The organism is Stenotrophomonas sp. C-A (genome assembly GCF_054030835.1).
The window spans coordinates 2,274,233-2,295,604 of record NZ_CM132916.1 but is presented as its reverse complement, the minus strand read 5'-3'; the positions used below and the strand labels follow the sequence as shown (position 1 = coordinate 2,295,604).

At 66.4% G+C, this 21,372-nt stretch carries 23 protein-coding genes; 14 read left to right on the top strand and 9 right to left on the bottom strand.

Annotated features, from left to right (window positions below; translation table 11 throughout):
- Window positions 1-39 precede the first annotated feature (39 nt).
- The 4 genes from aat (at window position 40) to ACW5IY_RS10845 (ending at window position 2,036) form a co-directional block, all read left to right on the top strand.
- Window positions 40-780: a leucyl/phenylalanyl-tRNA--protein transferase gene (aat, locus tag ACW5IY_RS10860; RefSeq protein WP_049436429.1), complete on the top strand. Its 741-nt coding sequence runs from the start codon at window positions 40-42 to the stop codon at window positions 778-780.
- An 86-nt stretch (window positions 781-866) separates the two neighbouring features.
- A complete protein-coding gene (infA, locus tag ACW5IY_RS10855; RefSeq protein ID WP_005409596.1) occupies window positions 867-1,085 on the top strand; it encodes a translation initiation factor IF-1 in 219 nt (72 codons plus the stop codon).
- Between the two features lie 171 nt (window positions 1,086-1,256).
- Window positions 1,257-1,529 carry a hypothetical protein gene (locus tag ACW5IY_RS10850; protein WP_049436381.1) on the top strand — a complete coding sequence of 91 codons (273 nt, stop codon included), beginning with the start codon at window positions 1,257-1,259 and terminating at the stop codon, window positions 1,527-1,529.
- A 129-nt stretch (window positions 1,530-1,658) separates the two neighbouring features.
- A complete protein-coding gene (locus ACW5IY_RS10845; protein ID WP_049436380.1) occupies window positions 1,659-2,036 on the top strand; it encodes a hypothetical protein in 378 nt (125 codons plus the stop codon).
- Window positions 2,037-2,084: 48 nt separating this feature from the next.
- On the opposite strand, the gene ACW5IY_RS10840 is transcribed toward ACW5IY_RS10845, so the two are convergent.
- The 3 genes from ACW5IY_RS10840 to clpA form a co-directional block, all read right to left on the bottom strand.
- Window positions 2,085-2,372, bottom strand: coding sequence for a HigA family addiction module antitoxin (locus ACW5IY_RS10840; protein WP_019659640.1), 288 nt, complete (start codon window positions 2,370-2,372; stop codon window positions 2,085-2,087).
- An 8-nt stretch (window positions 2,373-2,380) separates the two neighbouring features.
- Complete coding sequence (locus ACW5IY_RS10835; protein ID WP_401743462.1) at window positions 2,381-2,725, bottom strand: type II toxin-antitoxin system RelE/ParE family toxin; 345 nt, start codon at window positions 2,723-2,725, stop codon at window positions 2,381-2,383.
- Between the two features lie 111 nt (window positions 2,726-2,836).
- A complete protein-coding gene (gene clpA / locus ACW5IY_RS10830) occupies window positions 2,837-5,122 on the bottom strand; it encodes an ATP-dependent Clp protease ATP-binding subunit ClpA (RefSeq protein WP_010485852.1) in 2,286 nt (761 codons plus the stop codon).
- 138 nt (window positions 5,123-5,260) lie between these two features.
- Between clpA and ACW5IY_RS10825 the strand changes: the two genes are divergently transcribed.
- A complete protein-coding gene (locus ACW5IY_RS10825) occupies window positions 5,261-6,073 on the top strand; it encodes an APH(6) family putative aminoglycoside O-phosphotransferase (RefSeq protein ID WP_049436379.1) in 813 nt (270 codons plus the stop codon).
- Between the two features lie 93 nt (window positions 6,074-6,166).
- Here ACW5IY_RS10825 and clpS read toward each other — a convergent pair whose 3' ends face one another.
- A complete protein-coding gene (gene clpS / locus ACW5IY_RS10820) occupies window positions 6,167-6,493 on the bottom strand; it encodes an ATP-dependent Clp protease adapter ClpS (protein WP_006366596.1) in 327 nt (108 codons plus the stop codon).
- Window positions 6,494-6,605: 112 nt separating this feature from the next.
- Here clpS and ACW5IY_RS10815 point away from each other — a divergent pair, with 112 nt between their 5' ends.
- From ACW5IY_RS10815 to ACW5IY_RS10785, 7 genes are all read left to right on the top strand, one after another.
- Entirely contained in the window at window positions 6,606-7,079 is a 474-nt protein-coding gene (locus ACW5IY_RS10815; protein ID WP_043395631.1) for a hypothetical protein, read from the top strand.
- Between the two features lies 1 nt (window position 7,080).
- A complete protein-coding gene (locus ACW5IY_RS10810; protein WP_049436378.1) occupies window positions 7,081-7,542 on the top strand; it encodes an NUDIX hydrolase in 462 nt (153 codons plus the stop codon).
- Complete coding sequence (gene mnmA, locus ACW5IY_RS10805; RefSeq protein WP_049436377.1) at window positions 7,539-8,681, top strand: tRNA 2-thiouridine(34) synthase MnmA; 1,143 nt, start codon at window positions 7,539-7,541, stop codon at window positions 8,679-8,681. The genes ACW5IY_RS10810 and mnmA overlap by 4 nt, the downstream gene beginning before the upstream one ends.
- Window positions 8,678-9,292: a high frequency lysogenization protein HflD gene (gene hflD, locus ACW5IY_RS10800; protein WP_010485865.1), complete on the top strand. Its 615-nt coding sequence runs from the start codon at window positions 8,678-8,680 to the stop codon at window positions 9,290-9,292. Before mnmA ends, hflD begins: the two co-directional genes overlap by 4 nt.
- A 162-nt stretch (window positions 9,293-9,454) precedes the next feature.
- On the top strand, window positions 9,455-10,645 hold the full coding sequence (locus ACW5IY_RS10795) for a methyl-accepting chemotaxis protein (RefSeq protein WP_049436376.1): 1,191 nt from the start codon (window positions 9,455-9,457) through the stop codon (window positions 10,643-10,645).
- 98 nt (window positions 10,646-10,743) lie between these two features.
- Window positions 10,744-10,959, top strand: a complete 216-nt coding sequence (locus ACW5IY_RS10790) for a hypothetical protein (RefSeq protein WP_049436375.1) — start codon at window positions 10,744-10,746, stop codon at window positions 10,957-10,959.
- Between the two features lie 124 nt (window positions 10,960-11,083).
- Window positions 11,084-11,611 carry a hypothetical protein gene (locus tag ACW5IY_RS10785; RefSeq protein ID WP_049436374.1) on the top strand — a complete coding sequence of 176 codons (528 nt, stop codon included), beginning with the start codon at window positions 11,084-11,086 and terminating at the stop codon, window positions 11,609-11,611.
- A 123-nt stretch (window positions 11,612-11,734) separates the two neighbouring features.
- On the opposite strand, the gene ACW5IY_RS10780 is transcribed toward ACW5IY_RS10785, so the two are convergent.
- Window positions 11,735-14,494, bottom strand: coding sequence for a bifunctional diguanylate cyclase/phosphodiesterase (locus ACW5IY_RS10780; RefSeq protein ID WP_049436373.1), 2,760 nt, complete (start codon window positions 14,492-14,494; stop codon window positions 11,735-11,737).
- 131 nt (window positions 14,495-14,625) lie between these two features.
- Between ACW5IY_RS10780 and ACW5IY_RS10775 the strand changes: the two genes are divergently transcribed.
- Together ACW5IY_RS10775 and ACW5IY_RS10770 are read left to right on the top strand one after the other, a co-directional pair.
- Window positions 14,626-16,728, top strand: a complete 2,103-nt coding sequence (locus ACW5IY_RS10775) for a sensor histidine kinase (protein WP_049436372.1) — start codon at window positions 14,626-14,628, stop codon at window positions 16,726-16,728.
- Window positions 16,729-16,732: 4 nt separating this feature from the next.
- On the top strand, window positions 16,733-18,505 hold the full coding sequence (locus ACW5IY_RS10770) for an EAL domain-containing protein (protein WP_457327228.1): 1,773 nt from the start codon (window positions 16,733-16,735) through the stop codon (window positions 18,503-18,505).
- A 73-nt stretch (window positions 18,506-18,578) separates the two neighbouring features.
- Here the strand turns inward: ACW5IY_RS10770 and ACW5IY_RS10765 are convergent, their stop codons facing one another.
- The 4 genes from ACW5IY_RS10765 to flgA form a co-directional block, all read right to left on the bottom strand.
- Complete coding sequence (locus tag ACW5IY_RS10765) at window positions 18,579-19,799, bottom strand: ATP-binding protein (protein ID WP_019337422.1); 1,221 nt, start codon at window positions 19,797-19,799, stop codon at window positions 18,579-18,581.
- Between the two features lie 91 nt (window positions 19,800-19,890).
- The gene (locus ACW5IY_RS10760) at window positions 19,891-20,229 is read right to left on the bottom strand and encodes a flagella protein (RefSeq protein WP_010485882.1); all 339 of its coding nucleotides are present in this window, start codon (window positions 20,227-20,229) and stop codon (window positions 19,891-19,893) included.
- Window positions 20,226-20,531: a flagellar biosynthesis anti-sigma factor FlgM gene (flgM, locus tag ACW5IY_RS10755; RefSeq protein WP_019337421.1), complete on the bottom strand. Its 306-nt coding sequence runs from the start codon at window positions 20,529-20,531 to the stop codon at window positions 20,226-20,228. The genes ACW5IY_RS10760 and flgM overlap by 4 nt, the downstream gene beginning before the upstream one ends.
- A 75-nt stretch (window positions 20,532-20,606) precedes the next feature.
- Window positions 20,607-21,263, bottom strand: a complete 657-nt coding sequence (gene flgA, locus ACW5IY_RS10750) for a flagellar basal body P-ring formation chaperone FlgA (protein ID WP_049436371.1) — start codon at window positions 21,261-21,263, stop codon at window positions 20,607-20,609.
- Window positions 21,264-21,372 lie beyond the last annotated feature (109 nt).

The window sequence follows — 21,372 nt, the reverse complement described above, 5'->3', positions numbered from 1 at the left end:
CCAGACATCAGCGATCGCCACGACGAATACAATGGCGGCATGACCCGCCAGCTGCCCTGGCGCCTGGCCGATGCGCCGGACGCTCCCTTCCCTCCGGCTGAAACCGCACTGCGCCAGCCCGACGGCCTGCTCGCGGTGGGCGGCGACCTGCATCCGGTGCGCCTGCTCAATGCCTACGCCGGCGGTATCTTTCCTTGGTTCAGCGAGGGCGAGCCAATCCTGTGGTGGTCACCGGACCCGCGCATGGTGTTCCGCACCGAGGGCGTGCATCTGTCCAGCCGCTTCCGCCGCCAATTGCGCGGCAGCACGTGGGAGATCACGGCCGACACCGCTTTCAGTCGTGTGATGCGCGCCTGCGCCGCGGCACCGCGGCCCGGCCAGGATGGCACCTGGATCAGCCCGGCGATGGTCGAGGCCTACAGCCAGCTGCACGATCTCGGCTTCGCCCATTCCTTCGAGGTCTGGGATCGGCAGACGCTGGTCGGCGGCATCTATGGCGTCGCGATCGGCGCCATGTTCTTCGGTGAGAGCATGTTCAGTGGCGCCAGCGGCGGCTCCAAGATCGCCTTGGCCGCCCTCGCATCCACCCTGCGTGACTGGGGCTGGGAACTGATCGATGCCCAGGTGGAGAATCCGCACCTGCTGCGGATGGGCGCCGAGCACCTGCCGCGCGCGGACTTTCTGGAGCACGTCCGCCAGGCCGTACACCGTGACGGCCGTGAAGGCGCCTGGACCCAGGCGGTAGGACGCTTGCCAGCACAGCGTTTGGCCGGGGGTTAACACAAACTTTGCAAGCCGGGCCCATCACGCGTAAAATACCGCGCCTTAGGCCCAGCGTGGCCGTTTTCTGAACCGCACAGGACTACATGTCGAAAGACGATTCCATCGAGTTCGAGGGCACCGTCAGCGAGACGCTGCCGAACACCACTTTCCGCGTTCGTCTGGAAAATGGGCACGAAATCATCGCCCACATCTCCGGCCGCATGCGCAAGAACTACATCCGCATCCTCACCGGTGACCGGGTCAAGGTTGAAATGACCCCGTACGACCTGACCAAGGGTCGTATCACCTACCGCATGAAGTAAGCGGTCGGCGCAGTGCGCCACTCCGACAGGGCCGGCCTCGCTGCTGGCCCTTTGTCGTGCGCGGAAGAAAATACGCGGCACCGAGATCGTCCGATTTTCGTCCTTGTCTGAAATCCAGCATCGCGCCGGAACTCTAGACTCAACGCGTTCTTCACAGAGGGCGCTGCGCGCATGACCTACCTGATCGTCCTGGACCCGCAGTCCGTCACCAGCCGCTGCTACGCCAGCAAGGGCCCGGACGGCACCTGGTTCGGCCAGCCCTGCCTGGTCTGCACCAGCATGGACGCCTCGCACCCGCTGTACCTGGCCGTGCAGCGCGAGATCGCACATGCGGGAGTCACCCTGAAGCAGCGCCTGCACATTCCACATGAGGCCGTCGCATTCGTCATCGAGGATGGCGGCGACCAGGGGCGCCAGCAGGGATTCCGTTCGATCGCAGCCTGATGCGCCAAAGGTCATCGTGACCGATCTCACCGTGACGTCGGTCAGCCCTGCTTGCGGCAGATTCGCATTTGCAGCGGCGGCGGCATCCTGGGATCCGATCCAGCCCGGATCGCCGCCCCCTGCCCCGCCATGAACCTCTCTTCCCTGCTCATCCCCCTGGCTTTGTCTGCCGTCACCCTGCTGGCATCATCCGCCCATGCCGCCAACACCCCACCGGCGCAGTGCGTATCACTGGCCGGCGAACAGCAGATCGTTCGTGCAGGCGCCGACAAGAACATCCTGCTTCGCTCCGGCGAAGACCACTATGTCGTGCATTTCCGAAACAGCTGCCCTTCTGCCGTGCTGGCCACCCGCCTCGGCTTCAAGACCGACGGCAAGGAGGCTGACCAGCTGTGCAGCGAGGGCCGAAGCGCACTGGACACCGGTCGCGGCAGCTGCGAGGTTGCGCGCATCGAGCCGATCGATGCCGAGCGGTTCAAGCGCGAAGCGCGCCGCCGCAGCCGCTGACCCCGGACAGGACAAGGGCGGCCGAAGCCGCCCTTGTCGCGATATACGTCAACGCGTCGCAGCAACCAGCGACAACACTCTCGGTTGCGCGCGCTGCCGTGCCAACCAGAGATCGTAACTGGACTGCAGCCCCATCCAGAAAACCGCAGTACTCACTCCCGCCATCTCAAGGCGGATGGCCAGGTCAGGACTAATACCCGCCTTGCCGTTCAGAACCCGCGAAAGGGCTACCCGCGACATTGCCAGGCGCTCGGCCGCCTCGGTTACAGACAGATCCATTGGATCAAAGACCATTGCCTTGATCGTCTGCCCCGGATGCGGATGGTGATGAATCATGCGCGGCCTCAGTGATAGTCCAGGTAATCCAGCAACTCCACGTCGCTGCCGGTGAAACGGAAGGTAATCCGCCAGTTTCCGTTGACCCATACAGACCAATGCCCTTTCAGGCCGCCCCGGAGCTTATGCAGGCGCAATCCAGGCATGGCAAGATCCTCAGGACCCGAAGCCACATCCAGGATCGACAGGATCATCAACACCTTGCTGGCATGACTGTGGCGGATTCCACTACTGCTGCCGGAACGGTAGAGCCGCTCGAGGCCCTTGTGACGAAAACCAATGATCATCACTGTATCCTGTATCGTTTCGCGATACAAACAGGGCGACACCCCATCGCGATCGGAAGACAGCATTGACACCTCCATTCCGCTCAATCAAGGCCGCGGACGACAGGCCCACTGAAAACAACAAGGGCGGCCGAAGCCGCCCTTGTCATTTCCAGTCTTTCACGCCAAGCCTTCAGCTCACTCCACCGTAACCGGCAGCAGCCGTTCCGGTTCGGCCTGAGTCTCGACCACCAGCTCGTCGTCGCGGACGTCGATGCTGACCTTGCCGCCGTTGACCAGCTTGCCGAACAGCAGTTCGTCGGCCAGCGGGCGCTTGATCTTGTCCTGGATCACGCGGGCCATCGGGCGCGCACCCATCAGCGGGTCGAAGCCGTGGTGAGCCAGCCAGTCGCGCGCGGTCGGGGTGGCCGACAGGCTGACGTGCTTGTCCTGCAGCAGCATCTCCAGCTCGATCAGGAACTTGTCGACCACGCGCAGGATGTGCTCGAAGCCCAGCGCCTGGAACTGCACCACCGCGTCGAGGCGGTTGCGGAATTCCGGGGTGAAGCTGCGGCGGATGGTCTCCATCGCGTCGGTGGCATGGTCCTGCTTGGTGAAGCCGATCGAACGCCGCGAGGCCTGCGCCGCGCCGGCATTGGTAGTCATCACCAGCACCACGTTCTTGAAGTTCGCTTCACGACCGTTGGTATCGGTCAGCACGCCGCGGTCCATCACCTGCAACAGGATGTTGAAGATGTCCGGGTGCGCCTTCTCGATTTCGTCCAGCAACAGCACGCAGTGCGGCGTCTTGACGATCTTCTCGGTCAACAGGCCGCCCTGGTCGAAGCCGACGTAGCCCGGAGGGGCACCGATCAGGCGGCTGATCGAATGCGGCTCCATGTATTCGGACATGTCGAAGCGGACCAGCTCGATGCCCAGCTGCAGCGCAAGCTGCTTGGTCACCTCGGTCTTGCCGACACCGGTCGGACCGGCGAACAGGAAGTTGCCGATCGGCTTCTCCGGATTGCCCAGGCCCGAGCGGGCCAGCTTGATCGCCGAGGACAGCGTCTCGATGGCCGGATCCTGGCCAAAGATCACCATCTTCAGGTTGCGCTCCAGGTGCTGCAGCACATCCTTGTCGGTGGCGCTGACCTGCTTGGTGGGGATGCGTGCCATCTTGGCGACGATCGCCTCCACTTCCTCGACGTCGATCAGCTCCTTGCGCTGGCCTTCCGGCAGCAGGCGCTGGCGGGCGCCAGCCTCGTCGATCACGTCGATGGCCTTGTCCGGCAGCAGGCGGTCGCCGATGTGCTTCACCGACAGGTCCACCGCGGCCTGCAGCGCCTCGTCGGAATAGGTCACGCCGTGGTGCAGCTCGTACTTGGACTTCAGGCCCTGCAGGATCTCGTAAGTCTCCCCCACCGTCGGCTCGACGATGTCGATCTTCTGAAAACGGCGGGCCAGCGCCCGGTCCTTCTCGAAGATGCCACGGTATTCCTGGAAGGTGGTCGAGCCGATGCAGCGCAGCTCGCCGGACGCCAGCGCCGGCTTGATCAGGTTGGAGGCATCCATGGTGCCGCCCGACGCCGAGCCAGCACCGATGATGGTGTGGATCTCGTCGATGAACAGCACCGCGTTGGGCACCTTCTTCAGTGCCGTCAGCACGCTCTTCAGGCGCTTCTCGAAGTCACCACGGTACTTGGTACCAGCCACCAGTGCGCCCAGGTCGAGCGAATAGATCACCGCATCGGCCAGCACTTCAGGCACCGAACCTTCGACGATGCGGCGGGCCAGGCCCTCGGCGATGGCGGTCTTGCCCACGCCGGCCTCGCCCACGTACAGCGGGTTGTTCTTGCGGCGGCGGCACAGGACCTGGATGGTGCGCTCGATTTCGTCGGCACGACCGACCAGCGGGTCGATGCGACCGGCCCGGGCCTGTTCATTGAGGTTGCTGGCGAACTCGGTCAGGGCATCACCCTTCGGCTCGCCCTCCCCGCCTTCGATGCGGCCTTCGCCTTCGGAGGAGGAGGACGGCTGCTCGCCTTCCTCGCCCAGCTTGGCGATGCCATGGGACAGGTAATTGACCACGTCCAGCCGGGTGACGTCCTGCTGGTTGAGGTAATAGACGGCGTGGGAGTCCTTTTCGCCGAAGATGGCGACCAGCACATTGGCGCCGGTGACCTCCTTCTTGCCCGAGGACTGCACGTGGTACACGGCCCGCTGCAGCACGCGCTGGAAGCCCAGGGTCGGCTGGGTATCGCGGCCGTCATCTTCGGCCAGGCGGGACACGGAAGCCTCGATGGCCTGCTCCAGCTCCTGGCGCAGGCGTTCGGCGTCGGCGCCACAAGCCTTCAGTACGGCCTGGGCGGACGGGTTGTCGAGCAGTGCCAACAGCAGGTGTTCGACCGTCATGAACTCATGCCGGGCCTCACGGGCGCGCTTGTAGCACTGGCCGATGGTGTGTTCGAGGTCTTTGCTGAACATGGATTACTCCGGCGGCAGATGGGGACAATATGCGGCCTGACTACGCGATTTCCATCACCCTAGCGGATTGCTGCGTTCAGATGGCGTTAGCAGTACACATCGCTTGATCTTCATTCACTCCAGGACAGCCCGCCCAGCATGAGCGAACCCTACCTGAGCCGCTGGCGATTGCGGCGTGATGGCGCGTCCATCGAAACGCCCCATGCCCAGCTCTGGCCGGTGCTGACCACCGCCGGCGAGCCGGCCATGCTGAAGATCAGCAGCGAAACCGAAGAGCAGAACAGCCATCGCCTGCTGCGCTGGTGGGAAGGCGATGGCGCCGCCCGCCTGCTGGCCCACGAGGGGCCGGCGATCCTGATCGAACGTGCCGGCGGCGACTCGCTGCGGCAACGTTCGATAGAGGGCGACGATGACGCCTGCACCACGATCCTGTGCCAGGTCCTGCAGCGGCTGCACCGGCCACGGAGCGCGCCACCAGCGGAACTGGTCTGCCTCCGTAGATGGTTCGCCGACCTGCTGCAGCCAAGGGCTGCGCTGCCGCCACTGCTGGAACAGTGCAGATCACTGGCGGAGGCGTTGCTGCAGGAAGAGCGCGAGATCCGACCGCTGCACGGTGACCTGCACCACGACAACGTGCTCGATTTCGGCGCGCGCGGCTGGCTGGCGATCGACCCGAAGCGGCTGCTGGGTGATCGCGCCTTTGATTACACGACACTGTTCAGCAACCCGGACCTGTGCGGTCCGGGCATCCACGTTGCGACGCAGCCTGAGCGGTTTGCCGCTCGGCTGGAACAGGTCAGTGCACTGGCGGGCCTGGAGCGCACGCGCCTGCTGCGCTGGATCGCAGCCAGCGCGGGGCTGTCGGCAGTCTGGTTCCGGGATGACGGCGACCCCGCCGAGGTCGACGAGGCAGTGGCGCGCATGGCGCTGGAGGCGTTGGCGGAGGCCTGATCCAGCTGTAGAGCCGAGCCTGCGCTCGGCTGCTGCTGGCTGCCTGGGTGAACAGCAGCCGAGCGTGGGCTCGGCTCTACAGGTCGGGGCCGGTCAGGCCTTTTCCATCGTGCACAGCAGCGGGTGCTGGTTCATCCGCGAATACTCGTTGACCTGGGCAACCTTGGTCTCGGCCACTTCGCGGGTGAACACCCCGCACACACCGCGGCCGCGGGTATGGACGTGCAGCATCACCTGTGTGGCCTTGTCCAGGTCCATGGTGAAGAACTGCTGCAGGACGTCCACCACGAAATCCATCGGGGTGTAGTCGTCATTGAGCAGCATCACCTGGTAGAACGGCGGCGGCGCCACTTCCGGGCGCGCGGGTTCCACGGCAACGCCGTGCTCGTGATGGGAATCGGGGGAAGACTCGCGGGGCATCTGCTCATTATAGAGGCTCGAGCGGGCCTGCGTCGGCCCGCCTCAGATTGGACGGCACGCACGGCCGCCGTCACAATTGCATCCTCTCTCAACACTGTTTCACAGAATCTTCATGAAAAGGACCCTTCTCTCCGCCCTGCTGATCGCCCTGGCCGCCGCCGGCTCCGCCGCCGCTGCGCCGGAGGGCGACAAGGCCGTGGCCCGTCACCTGGACAAGCTGGGCTACACCTACGAGCTCGACGAGGACGGCGACTACCGCATGGTGTTCGACGTCGAGGGTGACCGCACCCAGATGGTCTACGTGCGCTCGTCGGTGGAAGACTTCGGCACCCACAACATCCGCGAGATCTGGTCGCCGGCCTACAGCGCCAAGACCAAGCAGTTCCCGGTGGCCGTGGCCAACCGCCTGTTGGAAGATTCGCAGGACGCCAAGATGGGCGGCTGGGTGAAGCAGGACACCACCGCCATGTTCGTGGTCAAGATCGACGCCGATGCCACGGCCGACCAGCTCAGCGACGCCATCGATGCGGCCATCCGCACCGCCGACGCGATGGAGCTGGAACTGACCAAGAAGGACGAGTTCTGAGTTGAACGCCACGCCGGACCCGCGCTGGGCACCGCACGCCACCGTCGCCACCGTGGTGGTCGACGGCGGCCGCGTGTTGCTGGTTGAAGAGACCGTCGACGGTCGCCAGGCGCTGAACCAGCCGGCCGGCCACCTTGAGCCGGGCGAAAGCCTGGCCGAGGCAGCCCTGCGCGAGACCCGCGAGGAAACCGGCTGGACGGTGCAGCTGACCCACTTCATTGGCTGCTACCAGTGGACCGCCGGCGACGGCACGACCTTCCTGCGCTTCTGCTATGCCGCACGCCCGGTCTCGCATGACCCGGCGCAGCCACTGGACACCGGCATCGACCGCGCACTGTGGCTGACCCCGGCCGAACTGCAAGCCGCCGGCGAGCGCCAGCGCAGCCCGCTGGTCTGGCAGGTGGTGGCTGATTACCTGGGTGGCCAGCGCCATCCGCTTTCCCTGGTCCGGGAGGTCGCATGAGCACTCCGCGCGTGATGGTGGGCGTCTCCGGTGGCGTCGACTCCTCGGTCGCCGCCTGGCGCCTGGTACAGCAGGGCGAGGCCGTAGCCGGCCTGTTCATGCAGAACTGGGCCGACGACGGCAGCGGCGACTGCCGTGCCGAGGACGACCGCCGCGATGCGGTGGCAGTCTGCGGCCTGCTCGGCATTCCGTTCCACTTCCGCGATTTCTCCAGCGAGTACTGGCAGGGCGTGTTCGAGCACTTCCTGGCCGAGTACGCGGCCGGGCGTACCCCGAACCCGGACGTGCTGTGCAACCGCGAAGTGAAGTTCAAGCACTTCCTGGATGCCGCCCGCGAGCTGGGCGCCGAGCGCATCGCCACCGGCCATTACGCGCGCGTGACCCAGCGCGGCCACCAGTGGCTGCTGCTGCGTGGTGCCGACCGTTCCAAGGACCAGAGCTACTTCCTGCACCAGCTGGGCCAGGAGCAGCTGGCGGCCACCCTGTTCCCGATCGGCGACCTGGAAAAGACCGACCTGCGCCGGATCGCGCGTGACGTCAGCCTGCCGACCCACGCCAAGAAGGACTCCACCGGCATCTGCTTCATTGGTGAGCGCGACTTCCGTGAATTCCTCGGCCGCTACCTGCCGGCCAAGCCCGGCCAGATCCTCGACCCGACCGACGGTAGCGTGATCGCCGAACATCCGGGCGTGTTCTATTTCACCCTTGGCCAGCGCGAAGGCCTGAACATCGGCGGCGTGCGTGGACGTCCGGCCGCGCCGTGGTACGTGGTCGGCAAGGATGTGGCCAGCAATGTGCTGTACGTGGATCAGGACCGCGACAGCAAGTGGATGCTGTCCCAGCGCCTGCGCTCGGAAACCGCGCACTGGATCGCCGGCGCGCCGCCGGCACGGCGCTTTGAATGCACCGCCCAGACCCGCTACCGCCAGCCCGATGAGCCGTGTACGGTCGAGGTGCTGGACGATGGCAGCGTGCTGGTCACCTTCGCGCGCCCGCAGCGCGCCGTTACCCCCGGTCAATCACTGGTGCTGTATGACGGTGACGTGTGCCTGGGTGGCGCGGTGATCGCCGCCACCGATGCGCCGCTGGAACAGCGCCTGCGCACCACCCCCTCCCCTTTTGAGGTAATCGCTGCATGAGTTTCACTGTCGACGACCGCGTCCTGGCCTTGGCCGGCATTGCCCAGGCCCTGCAGCAGGTACGCCGCATCGCCGATACCGGCCACTCCGACGCCGCCGCCGTGCGCACCGCCGTGGACAGCGTGTTCCGTGTCGATGCGTCCTCGCCGCAGGAGGTGTTTGGAGATCGCCATGCACTGAAGGCCGGCCTGCGCCTGCTGCACAATTACTTCCGCAGCCAGGGCCAGGACCCGATCCTGCCCAAGCTGGCCCTGTCGGTGCTGCAGCTGGAGCGCCGCTTCGTGCAGGACGGCGCCACCGTGAACAAGGTCGCCTCGGGCATCGAGCGCGCCCAGCGCCAGGCCACCGAGCTGGGCGACAGCGGCCATCCGGACGTGCTGGCCAATCTCGGCGGCCTGTACGCCGACACCATCAGCCACCTGAAGCCGCGGGTGATGGTGCAGGGCAACCCGCACTATCTGGGCCAGGCCGGCGTGGTCGCCGAGATCCGCGCCCTGCTGCTGGCGGCGGTGCGCTCGGCGGTGCTGTGGCGCCAGCTGGGCGGCAGCTACTGGGACTTCCTGTTCAGCCGCAAGGCGATGATCGAGGCCGTGGACCGGCAGCTGGCCTGAGCCCGAGGGTCGGATCCCTTTCCGGCACGGAAAGGGCTCTGACCATGAAGCCGCCAAGGCGCCGGAAAACCGGCGCATTCAGAATGCACTTCCGGGCACATCGACGTTAAAGAGAAAGGGGGTACGGCCGATACATCCTCCGTGCACCTCCCGAGAACGTCCATGTACTCACGCATTTTCATCCGTCTGGCCGCCCCCCTGGCTCTGACCCTGCTGCTCCCCTTCGCCATCGGTTTCGAATGGCCGGCCGCCCTGCGCTGGGCGATCCTGACAACGATGACGCTGAGCTGGCTTGGCTTTGCGTGGTGGACCACCCGCGCCCAGGCGCACCGTTCCCCCGAACATGCCCGTGTCCTGCGTGAGCAGGACCAGCTGCTGACCGAACTGCGCAACTTCGTCGGCAACGAGATCGACGGTTCGCGTGGCGAAGTGGAACGCGCCCGTGACCTGATCCGCCAGGCGGTCTCCAGCCTGGGCGGCAGCTTCGATGCCATGAACCGAAAGTCGCGCCAGCAGAGCCAGGCCCTTTCGCGCATCGTCGATCGCGCCGGTGATGAAGGCAATGCCGGCCTCGACGTTGCCCGTTTCGCCCAGCACGCCAACCACCGCATGGAACAGCTGGTGGAAGCACTGGAACAGGTCAGCGGCCAGAGCAGCACCACCGTGCAGCACATCGACCAGATGGCGCAGCACCTGGATGGCATCTTCGCGCTGCTGGAAGACGTCAAGTCGATCGCCGACCAGACCAACCTGCTGGCCCTGAACGCCGCAATTGAAGCAGCGCGTGCCGGTGAAGCCGGTCGTGGCTTCGCCGTGGTGGCCGACGAGGTCCGCAACCTGTCCGAGCGCTCGACCACCTTCAACGAGCAGATCCGCAAGCTGGCGCACAGCTCCAAGGACGCCATTGCCAAGGTGCGCGAGACGGTCTCGCACATGGCGTCGCGTGACATGGATCGCTCCCGTGAAGCGCGCCAGGAAGCGGCCGCGATGCTCGACAACGTGGCCCAGATCAATGCATCGCTGGGCGACGGCATGCGCGAAGTCTCCGAGTGCGCCCGTTCGATCGATGGCAGCGTGGCCGAAGCCGTGCGCGCCCTGCAGTTCGAAGACATCGCCACCCAGGCGCTGGGCGGCGTGCACACCCACCTGGACCGCCTGACCGCGATCAACCGCGAAGCGGTGGCCCTGCAGGAACTGCTGCACCGCAATGGCGGCGTGTTCGACGAAGAGATCGCCACCGCCCTGCAGCGCACCGGCAGCCGCCTGCGCGAACTGCGCAGCGAGTGGGAACGCCCGCCGCACAAGCCGGTTGCCCAGCAGAGCATGGGCGCCGGCACCGTCGAGCTGTTCTGAACCTGATGTCCGCTGCCTTCGCCGGCAGCCCGCAAGGCCCCGGTTTGTCCGGGGCCTTTGCCTGTAAACTGCCGTTGGATGCATCCTGTACACGCACCATGACCCTGATCCGCGCCCTGCCCTCCCTCACCGATACCGAGCGCCCGCGCAACGCGAGCGTGCGTGAGCAGCTGCAGCAGCTGGAAGATGTGGCACGCGAGGAGATCCGCGAGCTGCAGCAACTGGCGGATGCACGTCCGGCGCCGTCCCGCGCGGACGAGGAGCTGCTGGGGCTGGCATGGGACCTGGGGCTGGATGGCGAAGCGTTGAGGTAAATCCACGCCATGCGTGGATGGCGTCCGGGAACACGCGCTGCCACATCATCCACGCATGGCGTGGATCTACCAGATGGGCTGAATCGCTGTGGCATGATGCACCGGTCCCGCTCATGGAAGACCGATGGCCATCGCCGTAATCGCATTGATGGTGTTGGAACTGCTGCTTCTGTTGTTCTGGGCACCGATCTTCTTCCGCACCGGCATCGTCCTGTTCAACCAGCGCATCACCGCCTCTCCGGCTGAACTGACCCAACTGTCATTGATCGGGCTGGAGTACGACCTTCCTACCGACAAGTGGCTGAGCTTTGTGTTCCGTGTACTGCCCGACCGCAGTGTGGCGTTCCGGGAGAGCTTCGCGCCGGGCTATGGCGGCCGCTATTTTCCGTTGATGCACGGCCAGCTGGTGGTCGACAAACGACGCCGCGAGGTGCGTGTGATCGGGCGATGCAGCTGGTTTGCGCTGGCCCTGACCGTGCTGGTGCTGCCCATCATCCTGGTGCGCCCGGTGGCGTGGCCGATGCTGGGCATGCTGCTGGTGTTCTATATCGGCTATCGCATCCAGCGGCGACGCTATGTCGAAGTTGTGGAAGCCGTTCGCGCGCGGGTGCGCTCCGAGCTCCCGCGACGGTTCGTTGACCCTAGCCGGTAGATCCACGCCATACGTGGATGATCGCGAGTGCAGGCATTAGTGCCGACCAAGGTCGGCACCCACCAGAGCGGCGTTACACCAGAGTCGGGCCACACCTGGGCCGGCATCCGCCAGCACAGACCGTCACCGCACCAGCACCACTTCCCCGCTGGCATCGGTACGCAGCGAAACCGGCTGTGGCTGGCGCAACCACTGCGCCAGGTCGCGCGGGCTGAGCGGGCGCGAGTACAGGTAGCCCTGGATCTCGTCGCAGCCCTGGCGGCGCAGCATGTCTTCTTCCTGGTGTGTTTCCACGCCCTCGGCCACCACCTTCATGCCCAACGCGTGGCCCAGGTGCACGATCGCCTGGGTCACTTCGGCCGTGCCCGAATCGTGCAGCATGCCTTGCACGAAACTGCGGTCGATCTTCAGGCGGCCCACAGGGAAACGGTTGAGATAATTGAGGTTGGAGAAGCCGGTACCGAAATCGTCCACTGCCAGCGGCACGCCGTGGCGCTCCAGCACATCGAAGCAATGCCGCAGGATGTCGGTGTCACGGATCAATGCCGACTCGGTCAGTTCCAGTTCCAGCCGCTGCGGTGGCCAGCCATGGGCGTGGCAGATCTCGATCACGCGCTCGGCAAAGCCGCGGTCACGCAGCTGCACCGCGGAGACATTCACCGCAATGCGGTCGAAACGCAGGCCGGCGCGATCCCAGGCTGTGGCCTGGCGGCAGGCCTCGTTCAGTACCCAGTCGCCGATCCGTACGATCTCGCCGCACTTCTCGGCGATGGGGATGAACTCGGCCGGGCTGCAGTAACCGATCCCGGGCCGGTGCCAGCGCAGCAGCGCCTCGATTGCAGGTGGCTCGCCGTGGTGGGCGTGCAGCAGCGGCTGGTAGGCCAGGCTGAACTCTTCGCGTTCGATCGCCCCATGCAGGGCGTGCTCCAGCTCCAGCTTGCGCTGGATGCGGGCCAAGGCGTCCTGGCTGTAGTACTGGTAGGTGTTGCGCCCCGCTTCCTTGGCCGCGTACATCGCCGCATCGGCGGCGCGCAGCAGGGAATCGAAGTCGGTCTGCGCGTCGCCCAGCATCGCGATGCCGACACTGGCGCCGACCTTCAACGTGGTTTCGCCACGGCGCAGCGGCTCGGCCAGCGATGCGATCAACTTACGCGCCACGTGGCCGGCATCTTCCGGCTCGGCCAGATCGCGCAGCACCACGATGAACTCGTCGCCACTGAAGCGGCCAAACAGATCGTTGTTGCGCAGGTTCTGGTGCAGGCGCGTCGCGGCGGCCTTCAGCAGGGCATCGCCGGTGGCGTGGCCGAAGCTGTCATTGATGGTCTTGAAACCGTCCAGATCGATGAACAGCATCGCCAGCGAGGAGCCACGGTCGCGTGCTTCCTCGATGGCTTCTGCCGTCTGCTCGCCGAGCAGCACGCGGTTGGGCAGGCCGGTGAGCAGATCGTAGTGGGCCAGCAGCTCGATGCGCTCATTCGCCTCGCGCTCGCGGGTGATGTCACGGAACAGCACCACGAAGCGCGGCGGCAGGCCGTCGCGACGGTCCAGCTCGATCAGCACCTGCACCCAGACGCGCAGGCCGGACTGGCGGTAGAAGCACAGGTCCAGCTGTTCGGGCAGTCCGCCATCGGCGATGCGCCCCAACGCCGCTTCGAAGGCGTTGCGTGAGTCCTCGGTGTAAAGCGCCAGCGCCTGGTCGAGGGTGATCGGCTCCTTGCGCAGGCCGTGGATGCGATAGCACTCCTCGGTCCACTGCATGTGCCGGGTCTGCACCTCGATCTCGCAGCCGCCGATGCGGCCCAGCGCGGAGACGCGGTTGAGCAGCTCGGTACGCCAGCGGATCAGCGCATCGGTCTGGTGCTGCTCGGTGATGTTCTGCACCTGTCCGAGCAGCCGCTTGGGCTGTCCGTCCATGTCCAGCAGCGGCTGCATCCATAGCCGCAGATGCTGCGACGGTTCATGGCCGCGGGTCAGTTCCAGTTCGATGTTGGCGGCCCGGCCATCACGCCACAGGCGCCGCCAGGCTGCGCGCAACGCACCCCGCGAGCGCGGATGCAGCTGCTTCATCCAGCGTCGCTGGCCGGGCGCGCTGCCCTGCTCCAGCGCCAGCATCGAGCGCAGCTCCGGCGACCACCAGAAATGACCGCTGTTGGGGTCGAACGACCAGCTGCCCATGCTGGCGATGCGCTGGGCCTCGCTCAGGTGCAGCTGCTGTTCCTGAAGCAGCCCTTCCAGCTGCTTCTGTTGTTCGATATCGGTATGCGTGCCGACCATGCGTAGCGGCTGGCCATCGGCGGTGCGCGCGACCACGCGCCCGCGGTCCAGTACCCAGCGCCACTGGCCATCGGCCTGGCGGAAACGGAACTGTGCGCTGTACTGCTCGCTCAAGCCACGCAGATGCTCGTCCAGTGCGACCCGCACCTGGGCGATATCCTCGCTGTGCACGCGGGCCAGGATCTCGGTGGCGGTTTCGTCACCCAGCGCCGGGGTGCGCACCACACGGTCGCTGGGAATGTCCCAGTCCCAGAGGCTGTGCCCGGCACTGTCCAGCGCCAGCTCCCAGCGCCCACCGCCGCCAAGCGGCACCGGTTCGGGAATGCTCAGCGTGAAGGCCAGCAGATTGCCGGCGCCATCGTGCACGGCCCGCAGGTGGCCGTCGTAGTGCCCGTGCGGGCCACCCGGCAGCGTGCAGGCCACGATGCCGCCATCGGCGGCCATCAGGCGCAGATCTTCCAGCATCGGCGCATACGCAGCCACGGTAGCCGGCAAGCCGTGCTCGCACGCAGCCGGATTGGCCGCCAGCGGGCGGCCCGTGCGGTCGACGATGACCAGCGCCGACGCAAGCGGGTGCTGCAGCAGGCTGGCGATGATCCCTTGGTCCACGCGATCTTGCTCCGGATGACACGCCCGTCAGCGGGGCACGCAGTGGTTAACGGCGCCTGCGGCGGATAATTGAGTGGTCTGGGCGCACCTGCGCGGTAAGATGGCCGGCGCCCCTTTCTTCCACCCTGTCCATGCCCGCAGAACCGACCGGCAACGCCCCAGTTCCCGACCCGCGGATGGCGCAGGCGCTGAGCCGCGACCGGCGCCGGGTGGTGCTGAGCTACCTGGCGATGGCGCTGGCCTGGATGATCTCCACCGACAGCGCGGTGCAGGCACTGGTGCCCGACCCGCAGCAGGCGGCCTTGTGGCAGGGCCTGAAGGGCTCGTTCTTCGCCCTCGCCAGTGCCGGCCTACTGTATCTGCTGCTGCGCCCGCTGGCCGAGCACGTGCTGCACACCCATGCACGCCAGCAGGCCTCGGAGCTGCGCCTGCGGCAGATGTTCGAAGGCAACCCCGGCCCGATCCTGGTCTATGACCTCGATACGCTGGCGATCCTCGATGCCAATCCGGCGGCCTGCACCGCCTTCGGCTGGGACCGTGACGAACTGCTGGAGCAGACCATCGACGCGTTGTGGCCGCCAGGCCAGGACCAGGCACTGCAGACCAAGCTGGAGGCGATCCGCGAGGCACCGGAGGAACTGTGCATCCTGCGTACCCAGCTGCAGCTGCGTGACGGCTCGCTGCGGCAGATGGAGCTGCGCTCCAACGCCATCAGCTACGACGGCCACAACGCCCGCTTGTTGATTGCCATCGACCGCACCGCCGAAGACCTGGCCCAGCTGCGCCGCGACCAGGCGCTGGCCCGGGTGGAAGAAGCCCATGAGCTGGCCCGCATCGGCGCCTGGGAGCTGGACCCGTCCACCGGGCTCGGCCGTTATTCCAACCAGGTCTACCGCCTGCTCGGTCGCCGCCCGCCCGAGGCCCGGCGCTGGCATCGCTTCGACGAACTGCTGGTGCCGGCCGACCCGGCCACCGCCACCCAGACCGAACAGCTGCTGGCTGAACTCTGCTCCGGCGATCCCGTACACGTGGACGTGCTGCTGCCGCTGTTGTCGATGGATGGCCGCGCCTTGATGGTGCATCTGCGTGCTGCCAGCGGCATCGACGAGGCCGGCCGCAACCGCGTGCTGGGCACGCTGCAGGACGTGACCGAGCGCGAGCAGTCGCGACGCCTGCTGCGCGAGCGCGAGGAGCAGTTCCGCGAGCTGGTACGGGTACTGCCCGATGGCGTGGTGATCCTCTCCGAAGAACACGTGTTGTACGCCAATGCCTGGGCCGCCAGCCTGTTCGGCTATGGCAGCCACACCCTGCTGGGCGAGCCGCTGTCAGCACTGGTGGACAACGCCGATCTGTCCCGCGTGCGCAGCCAGCTGCGTGCCGGCCAGCCTCACTTGGGGCCCGGTCACAGCAGCGTGGTGGCGATGCAGCGCGCTGATGGCCGCAGCTTCCATGCCGGCCTGGCGGTAGGTGAAGTGCGTTATGGCGGACGCGACTGCAAGCTGCTGATCGTGCGCGACCTGAGCGATTCCGAGCGGACCCGCAGCGCACTGGAAACCAGCAACCGTGAACTGCAGGCGATGGCCGGCCGCCTGTTCTCGCTGCAGGAGGATGAACGCCGCGCGATCTCGCGCGATCTGCACGACGACATCGGCCAGGCGATCACCGCGATCAAGCTGTCCGCCTACGCAGCACAGGACGAGGATGATCCGCAGCGCCGCGCCGATGATCTGGCGCAGATCGTCAGCCTGGCCGATACCACGGTGGCCAAGCTGCGCGACATCTCTACCCTGCTGCGCCCGCCGCAGCTCGACGCGCTGGGCCTGGAAGCAGCCTTGAGCTGGCAGGCACGGGTACTGTTCCGTTCGTCGCCGGTGGAACTGCTGGCCGAGATCGAGCCCCTGCCGCACCGTCCCGACAACAGCATCGAGCAGGCCTGCTTCCGTATCGCGCAGGAAAGCCTGACCAACGTATTGCGCCACGCCCGTGCCAGCCAGGTGCTGCTGCAGCTGCGCGATGTCGGCCAGCGCGGCCTGCACCTGCAGATCCGCGACGATGGCGAGGGTTTCGACCCCGATGGTCCGCGCGGGCTGGGCCTGATCGTGATGCGTGAGCGCGCGCAGAGCGTCGGTGGCCATGTGCGGATCGAATCCGCGCACGGCGAAGGCACGCTGATCGACGTTCACCTCCCCTACCAGGCGGCCAGCATGGCCGCCGTTGAGTCACCGGAATACTGAGCCTATGTGGAATCCCAACCAGCCCCCGGTCAGCATCGATGATGCGCCTGATCGCCTTGGCGCCGGCAACCCCGAGCTGCAGGTAATGGTCGCCGAGGCGGCCTCGGGCGGCACCGCACTGATGCTGATGCATGTCGACATCGACCACTTCGCCTCGGTCAACGAAAACATGAGCGCCGAGGTGGGTGACCAGGCACTGGCGCTGGTGGCGCAGCGGTTGCAGTCCTATCTGCGCGGGCGCGGCAAGCTGTGGCGCCACGGCAGCGATGAGTTCCTGATCGCCGTGCCACGCACCGCCGACGTGCCGCTGCCGGAGGACTTTGCCGAGGAGATCCGGCAGCAGATGGAACTGCCACTATCGGTGCTGCCGTACACACTGTTCATGACCGGCAAGCTGGGCGTGAGCCTGTGCCCGGACCATGCCAGCAGTGCCTCGCGCCTGCTCGATCATGCCGAGGATGCGCTGTACCAGGCGGCCCGCGAAGGCGGCAACGCGGTGCGCATCCACGCCGTGGACACGCCGCCGAGCGCGCACAGCGAAAGCATCATCGCGCGCCAGATCGTCGACGCGATCCCCAACGGCGAGCTGAAACTGCGTTACCAGCCGCTGGTCAGCGCCCGTGATGGCCACGTGGTGGGCATGGAGGCGCTGCTGCGCTGGCAGTCGCCGACGCTGGGCATGCTGGTGCCGGAGCGCTTCATGCGCACCGCCGAACGGCTGGGCATCATCGTGCAGATCGGCACCTGGGTGCTGGAGGGCGCATTGAAGCAGGCCCGCCTGTGGCGCGACCAGGGCTTCGACGACTTCACCATCGCCGTGAACGTGTCGACCCTGCAGCTGCTGCGGCCCAATTTCTTCGCCGAAGTGATGGGCCTGATCCAGGCGGCAGGCGTGCCGGCGCAGATGCTGACGCTGGAGATCAACGAAAGCGCGCTGACCAACAACGTCAACTTCGTGCACGAGACGCTGGCCAACCTGCGCAACGAAGGCATCAGCCTGAGCCTGGACAATTTCGGCACCGGCGATTCCAGCCTGAGTGCGCTGGTGCGCTACCCGGTGGACAAGCTGAAGATCGACCGCAGCTTCATCAAGAGTGCGCCGGCCGGTAACCGCGAAGCGGCCATCGCCCGCGCGATCATCGCCATGGGCCACCAGCTGGGCATGACCGTGATCGCCAACGGCGTGGAATCGCAGGCGCAGCTGGGCTTCCTGCGCCGCAACGACTGCGACGTGTTCCAGGGCTACCTGTTCGGCGAACCGATGTCGGCCGATGCCTCCGGCATGACCCTGCGCCGCCGCTACCTGCGCCCGGAGGCCTTTGCCGAGACCCGTCCCGACCGCACGCTGCTGTTGCTGGACGACGAGGAGAACGTGCTGCGCTCGCTGGTGCGCCTGTTCCGCCGCGATGGCTACCGCATCCTGGCGGCCGGCAACGTGCGCGATGCGTTCGACCTGCTGGCGATCAACGACGTGCAGGTGATCCTGTCCGACCAGCGCATGAGTGACATGAGCGGCACCGAGTTCCTGGGCCGGGTGAAGATGCTGTACCCGGACACGATCCGCCTGGTGCTGTCCGGTTACACCGATCTGAACACCGTGACCGACGCGATCAACCGCGGTGCGATCTATCGCTTCCTGACCAAGCCGTGGAACGACGACGAGCTGCGCAAGCACATCCACCAGGCATTCCGCACCTATGAGGAGCAACGCCGCAGCAACGCCGGTCCGGCGCCGGTGGAGAACGGAGATGGTGGTGAGGATCGTCCGCTGCGGTGACCCACATGTAGAGTCGAGCCATGCTCGACTACGGCGAAAAGCAGTCGAGCATGGCTCGACTCTACAGAAGCGATCAGCGCGGCTGCTTCACCGGCAGTACCACGCGGAAGCGCGAGCCGACGCCCGGGGTGCTGTCCAGGTCGATGCGGCCATGGTGCTTGTTGATGATGCTGTAGGAGATCGACAGGCCCAGGCCGGTGCCACTGCCCACCGGCTTGGTGGTGAAGAACGGATCGAAGATGCGCTGGCGCAGTTCCGGCGAGATGCCACCGCCGGTGTCTTCAAATTCGACCCACACGTGATCGCCATCAACGCCGGTGCGCACCGTGATCGTGCCGCGCTCGGCGATGGCGTGGCCGGCGTTGAGCAGCAGGTTCATGTAGACCTGGTTCAACTCCGACGGCAGGCATTCCACCAGCGGTAGCTGGCCGAACTCCCGCACCAGGGTGACCTTGTACTTCAGCTCGTTCCAGATGATGTTGATGGTCGATTCCAGGCCTGCATGCAGGTCGACCAGCTTCCACGACTCGTCGCGGCCGGAATACGAGAAGTCTTTCAGGTCACGCACGATACGCGTCACCCGCTCGATGCCTTCGCGCGACTCGGCCATCAGCTGCGGCAGGTCGCGGCTGATGAAATCGATGTCCAGGCGGTCACGGATATCGTCGATTTCCGGGATCAGCGCCTTCGGGTCCGGCGCACGCAATGCGCGTTCGTAGGCTTCGATCACGGTGAACAGGCTGCGCAGGTACTCCTGCAGGCTGCCCAGGTTGGAGTGCACGTAGCCGATCGGGTTATTGATCTCGTGCGCGACGCCGGCAGCAAGCTGGCCGATCGAAGCCATCTTTTCCGACTGCAGCAGCTTCTCCTGGGTGCCGTTCAGACGCAGGTAGGCCTGGCGCAGCTCGGCGTGGCGCTGCTGGAGTTCGCGCTCGTAGTCTTCCTGCCCCTCGATATGGCGGAACAACGCCAGGAAGTGCCCCTGGCCCACCGGGCCGTGGTGATACAGATGGGCGATGACCACGCCCTCGCCCAGCGGCAGGCTGCCATTCCAGTGGCCATGCTGGCGCGCCTGCTCCAGCGCATCGGGCGGCAGCAGTTCACGCAGCCGCTGCGGTGGCGGCAGACCGCCACCCTCACCACTGGCCAGCAGGTTCTGCGCGGCCGGATTGGCCAGCGCCACCTGCCCGTCTTCAGTGAAAAGCAGCAGCCCTTCGCGTAGGCGCTCAAGCAGGGCCTGCAGCACCGGCTGTGGCGGAAGGGGGGCGGTAACCAGGGCGTTGGCAGCGGACACGGCGACTCGGGGCGTTCGAACAGGCGCCCAATATACGCGGTCACGCAGCGGGCTTCAGCCCGCTTGATGGGGTTGTGCGGCCGCCGTCGCGTCAGGCGACAGCGAGTGGGCGGCGCGCAGTGACGGTGTGCGCCTGGCCCTTGGCATCGTAGGCCGAGGCATCTTCAGTGCGACCGAGCTGGCGCAGCGCCCAGTTGACCTCGCGGCGGCGGCGCGACAGCAGTACGCCGTTGGCGCGGTTGCGCTCGGCCAGTTCCTGCAGCTGTTCGCCCTCGCCCACCGGCGGCGCGCCTTCCAGCGCACGCAGCGCCTCCAGCTTGGCGCCGGTGGCCCGGATCAGGGCGTGCACGTCGTGCTCGACCAGGGCCTGGCGTTCAACGTCCAGGGCCTGGGCAAGACGCTGCAGCGGCTCGCTCATCGCCGCAGTCATCCGTGCAGCTGCTGGTCCAGCTCGAGCATGCGCGATGCGATCGCGTCCGGATTGATCTTGTAGGTACCGTTCTGCAGTGACTCGCGCACGGCGGCCACGCGCTGGGCGTCGATCGCCGGGGCGGTGGTCAGCTCACGCTCGATGGCCTGCAGATTGGTGGCCTCGCCGGTCAGGCGCAGGCTGTCGGCCGCCTCGACCGGGCGCGCCGCCGCATCGGTGCTGACGCCGGGCTTGTTGGCCGGGGTCGTCACGCTGCGCAGTGCCTGGGGGACCTGCAGGTTGCCGTCGATTTTCTGGCTCATGGGGTGTCCTGGAGTTGCCGTTCACAAGGGATAACGGCCGCAGGGCCGTGATCTTTAGGGATATTCTGCAGTAATTCAACGCGCCACGATTACGTCACCAGCGGCATCGACCGTGCCCTGCACGATCCGTCGCGAGGACAGGTTCTCTACCGAGACCCGTTCGTTTTCACCGGCATCGCCCATCGCGCGACCGGCAATGCGGACTTCGACCGAGCCGCGACGCGATACCAGGGCCACATTGTCTCCCCGTTTGATGAGACGCTGCACCACCAGATCGTTGTTCGACAGCAGGGCTCCGGCCTGCAACGGACGGCGGGCGATGCGGCCGATTGCTGCGTTGGGATCGGCCAGCACCGCACCGGCAATCCGGGCGGCGTCACGCTGGGCAGTGGTGATATCGGCAGCGGTGAGGGTTTCTCCAGTACCGATTCCGCGATTGAGCACCAGCACGGTCTGGTTGCGCCGCACCTTTACGGGCACGAACAGGCGCCAACCACCGGCATCCGGGCAGCTGACTTCGACCGTGGTGTTGGCGGTGGGCTGCACCTGCAGCGCGCCACCACACTTGGGCAGGCGCAGCGCATCGGCCACCTGGGCCTCGCCCTCGCTGCCGGCCGGCAGCGTCGACAGCGCCGCGGTGCGAATGCTGGCCACCGGCTGCCAGTCGGAGGCGGCCGCCCACGGCGAGCCCAGCGCGAGCGCGATGGCGAGTAGAGATGTGACCCGGCGCATGGCGCCTCCTGTCGAGGGGATCTGGCCCTGCTGCGTGCAAGCGGTGTGCCAGAGCACTGGCTTTGCCGCGACGAGCCCTGCTCCACCCCACAAAAGGCCGCGTGGAGCG

Bases quoted from the DNA above. Each gene is read 5' to 3' on its own strand.
- ACW5IY_RS10850 (WP_049436381.1), top strand. From the start codon at position 1,257: ATGACCTACCTGATCGTCCTGGACCCGCAGTCCGTCACCAGCCGCTGC.
- ACW5IY_RS10795 (WP_049436376.1), top strand. From the start codon at position 9,455: ATGTACTCACGCATTTTCATCCGTCTGGCCGCCCCCCTGGCTCTGACC.
- ACW5IY_RS10770 (WP_457327228.1), top strand. From the start codon at position 16,733: ATGTGGAATCCCAACCAGCCCCCGGTCAGCATCGATGATGCGCCTGAT.
- mnmA (WP_049436377.1), top strand. From the start codon at position 7,539: ATGAGCACTCCGCGCGTGATGGTGGGCGTCTCCGGTGGCGTCGACTCC.
- ACW5IY_RS10815 (WP_043395631.1), top strand. From the start codon at position 6,606: ATGAAAAGGACCCTTCTCTCCGCCCTGCTGATCGCCCTGGCCGCCGCC.
- ACW5IY_RS10775 (WP_049436372.1), top strand. From the start codon at position 14,626: ATGCCCGCAGAACCGACCGGCAACGCCCCAGTTCCCGACCCGCGGATG.
- flgM (WP_019337421.1), bottom strand. From the start codon at position 20,531: ATGAGCCAGAAAATCGACGGCAACCTGCAGGTCCCCCAGGCACTGCGC.
- clpS (WP_006366596.1), bottom strand. From the start codon at position 6,493: ATGCCCCGCGAGTCTTCCCCCGATTCCCATCACGAGCACGGCGTTGCC.
- ACW5IY_RS10760 (WP_010485882.1), bottom strand. From the start codon at position 20,229: ATGACTGCGGCGATGAGCGAGCCGCTGCAGCGTCTTGCCCAGGCCCTG.
- hflD (WP_010485865.1), top strand. From the start codon at position 8,678: ATGAGTTTCACTGTCGACGACCGCGTCCTGGCCTTGGCCGGCATTGCC.
- aat (WP_049436429.1), top strand. From the start codon at position 40: ATGACCCGCCAGCTGCCCTGGCGCCTGGCCGATGCGCCGGACGCTCCC.
- clpA (WP_010485852.1), bottom strand. From the start codon at position 5,122: ATGTTCAGCAAAGACCTCGAACACACCATCGGCCAGTGCTACAAGCGC.
- ACW5IY_RS10835 (WP_401743462.1), bottom strand. From the start codon at position 2,725: ATGCTGTCTTCCGATCGCGATGGGGTGTCGCCCTGTTTGTATCGCGAA.
- ACW5IY_RS10845 (WP_049436380.1), top strand. From the start codon at position 1,659: ATGAACCTCTCTTCCCTGCTCATCCCCCTGGCTTTGTCTGCCGTCACC.
- ACW5IY_RS10785 (WP_049436374.1), top strand. From the start codon at position 11,084: ATGGCCATCGCCGTAATCGCATTGATGGTGTTGGAACTGCTGCTTCTG.
- ACW5IY_RS10825 (WP_049436379.1), top strand. From the start codon at position 5,261: ATGAGCGAACCCTACCTGAGCCGCTGGCGATTGCGGCGTGATGGCGCG.
- infA (WP_005409596.1), top strand. From the start codon at position 867: ATGTCGAAAGACGATTCCATCGAGTTCGAGGGCACCGTCAGCGAGACG.
- ACW5IY_RS10790 (WP_049436375.1), top strand. From the start codon at position 10,744: ATGACCCTGATCCGCGCCCTGCCCTCCCTCACCGATACCGAGCGCCCG.
- flgA (WP_049436371.1), bottom strand. From the start codon at position 21,263: ATGCGCCGGGTCACATCTCTACTCGCCATCGCGCTCGCGCTGGGCTCG.
- ACW5IY_RS10840 (WP_019659640.1), bottom strand. From the start codon at position 2,372: ATGATTCATCACCATCCGCATCCGGGGCAGACGATCAAGGCAATGGTC.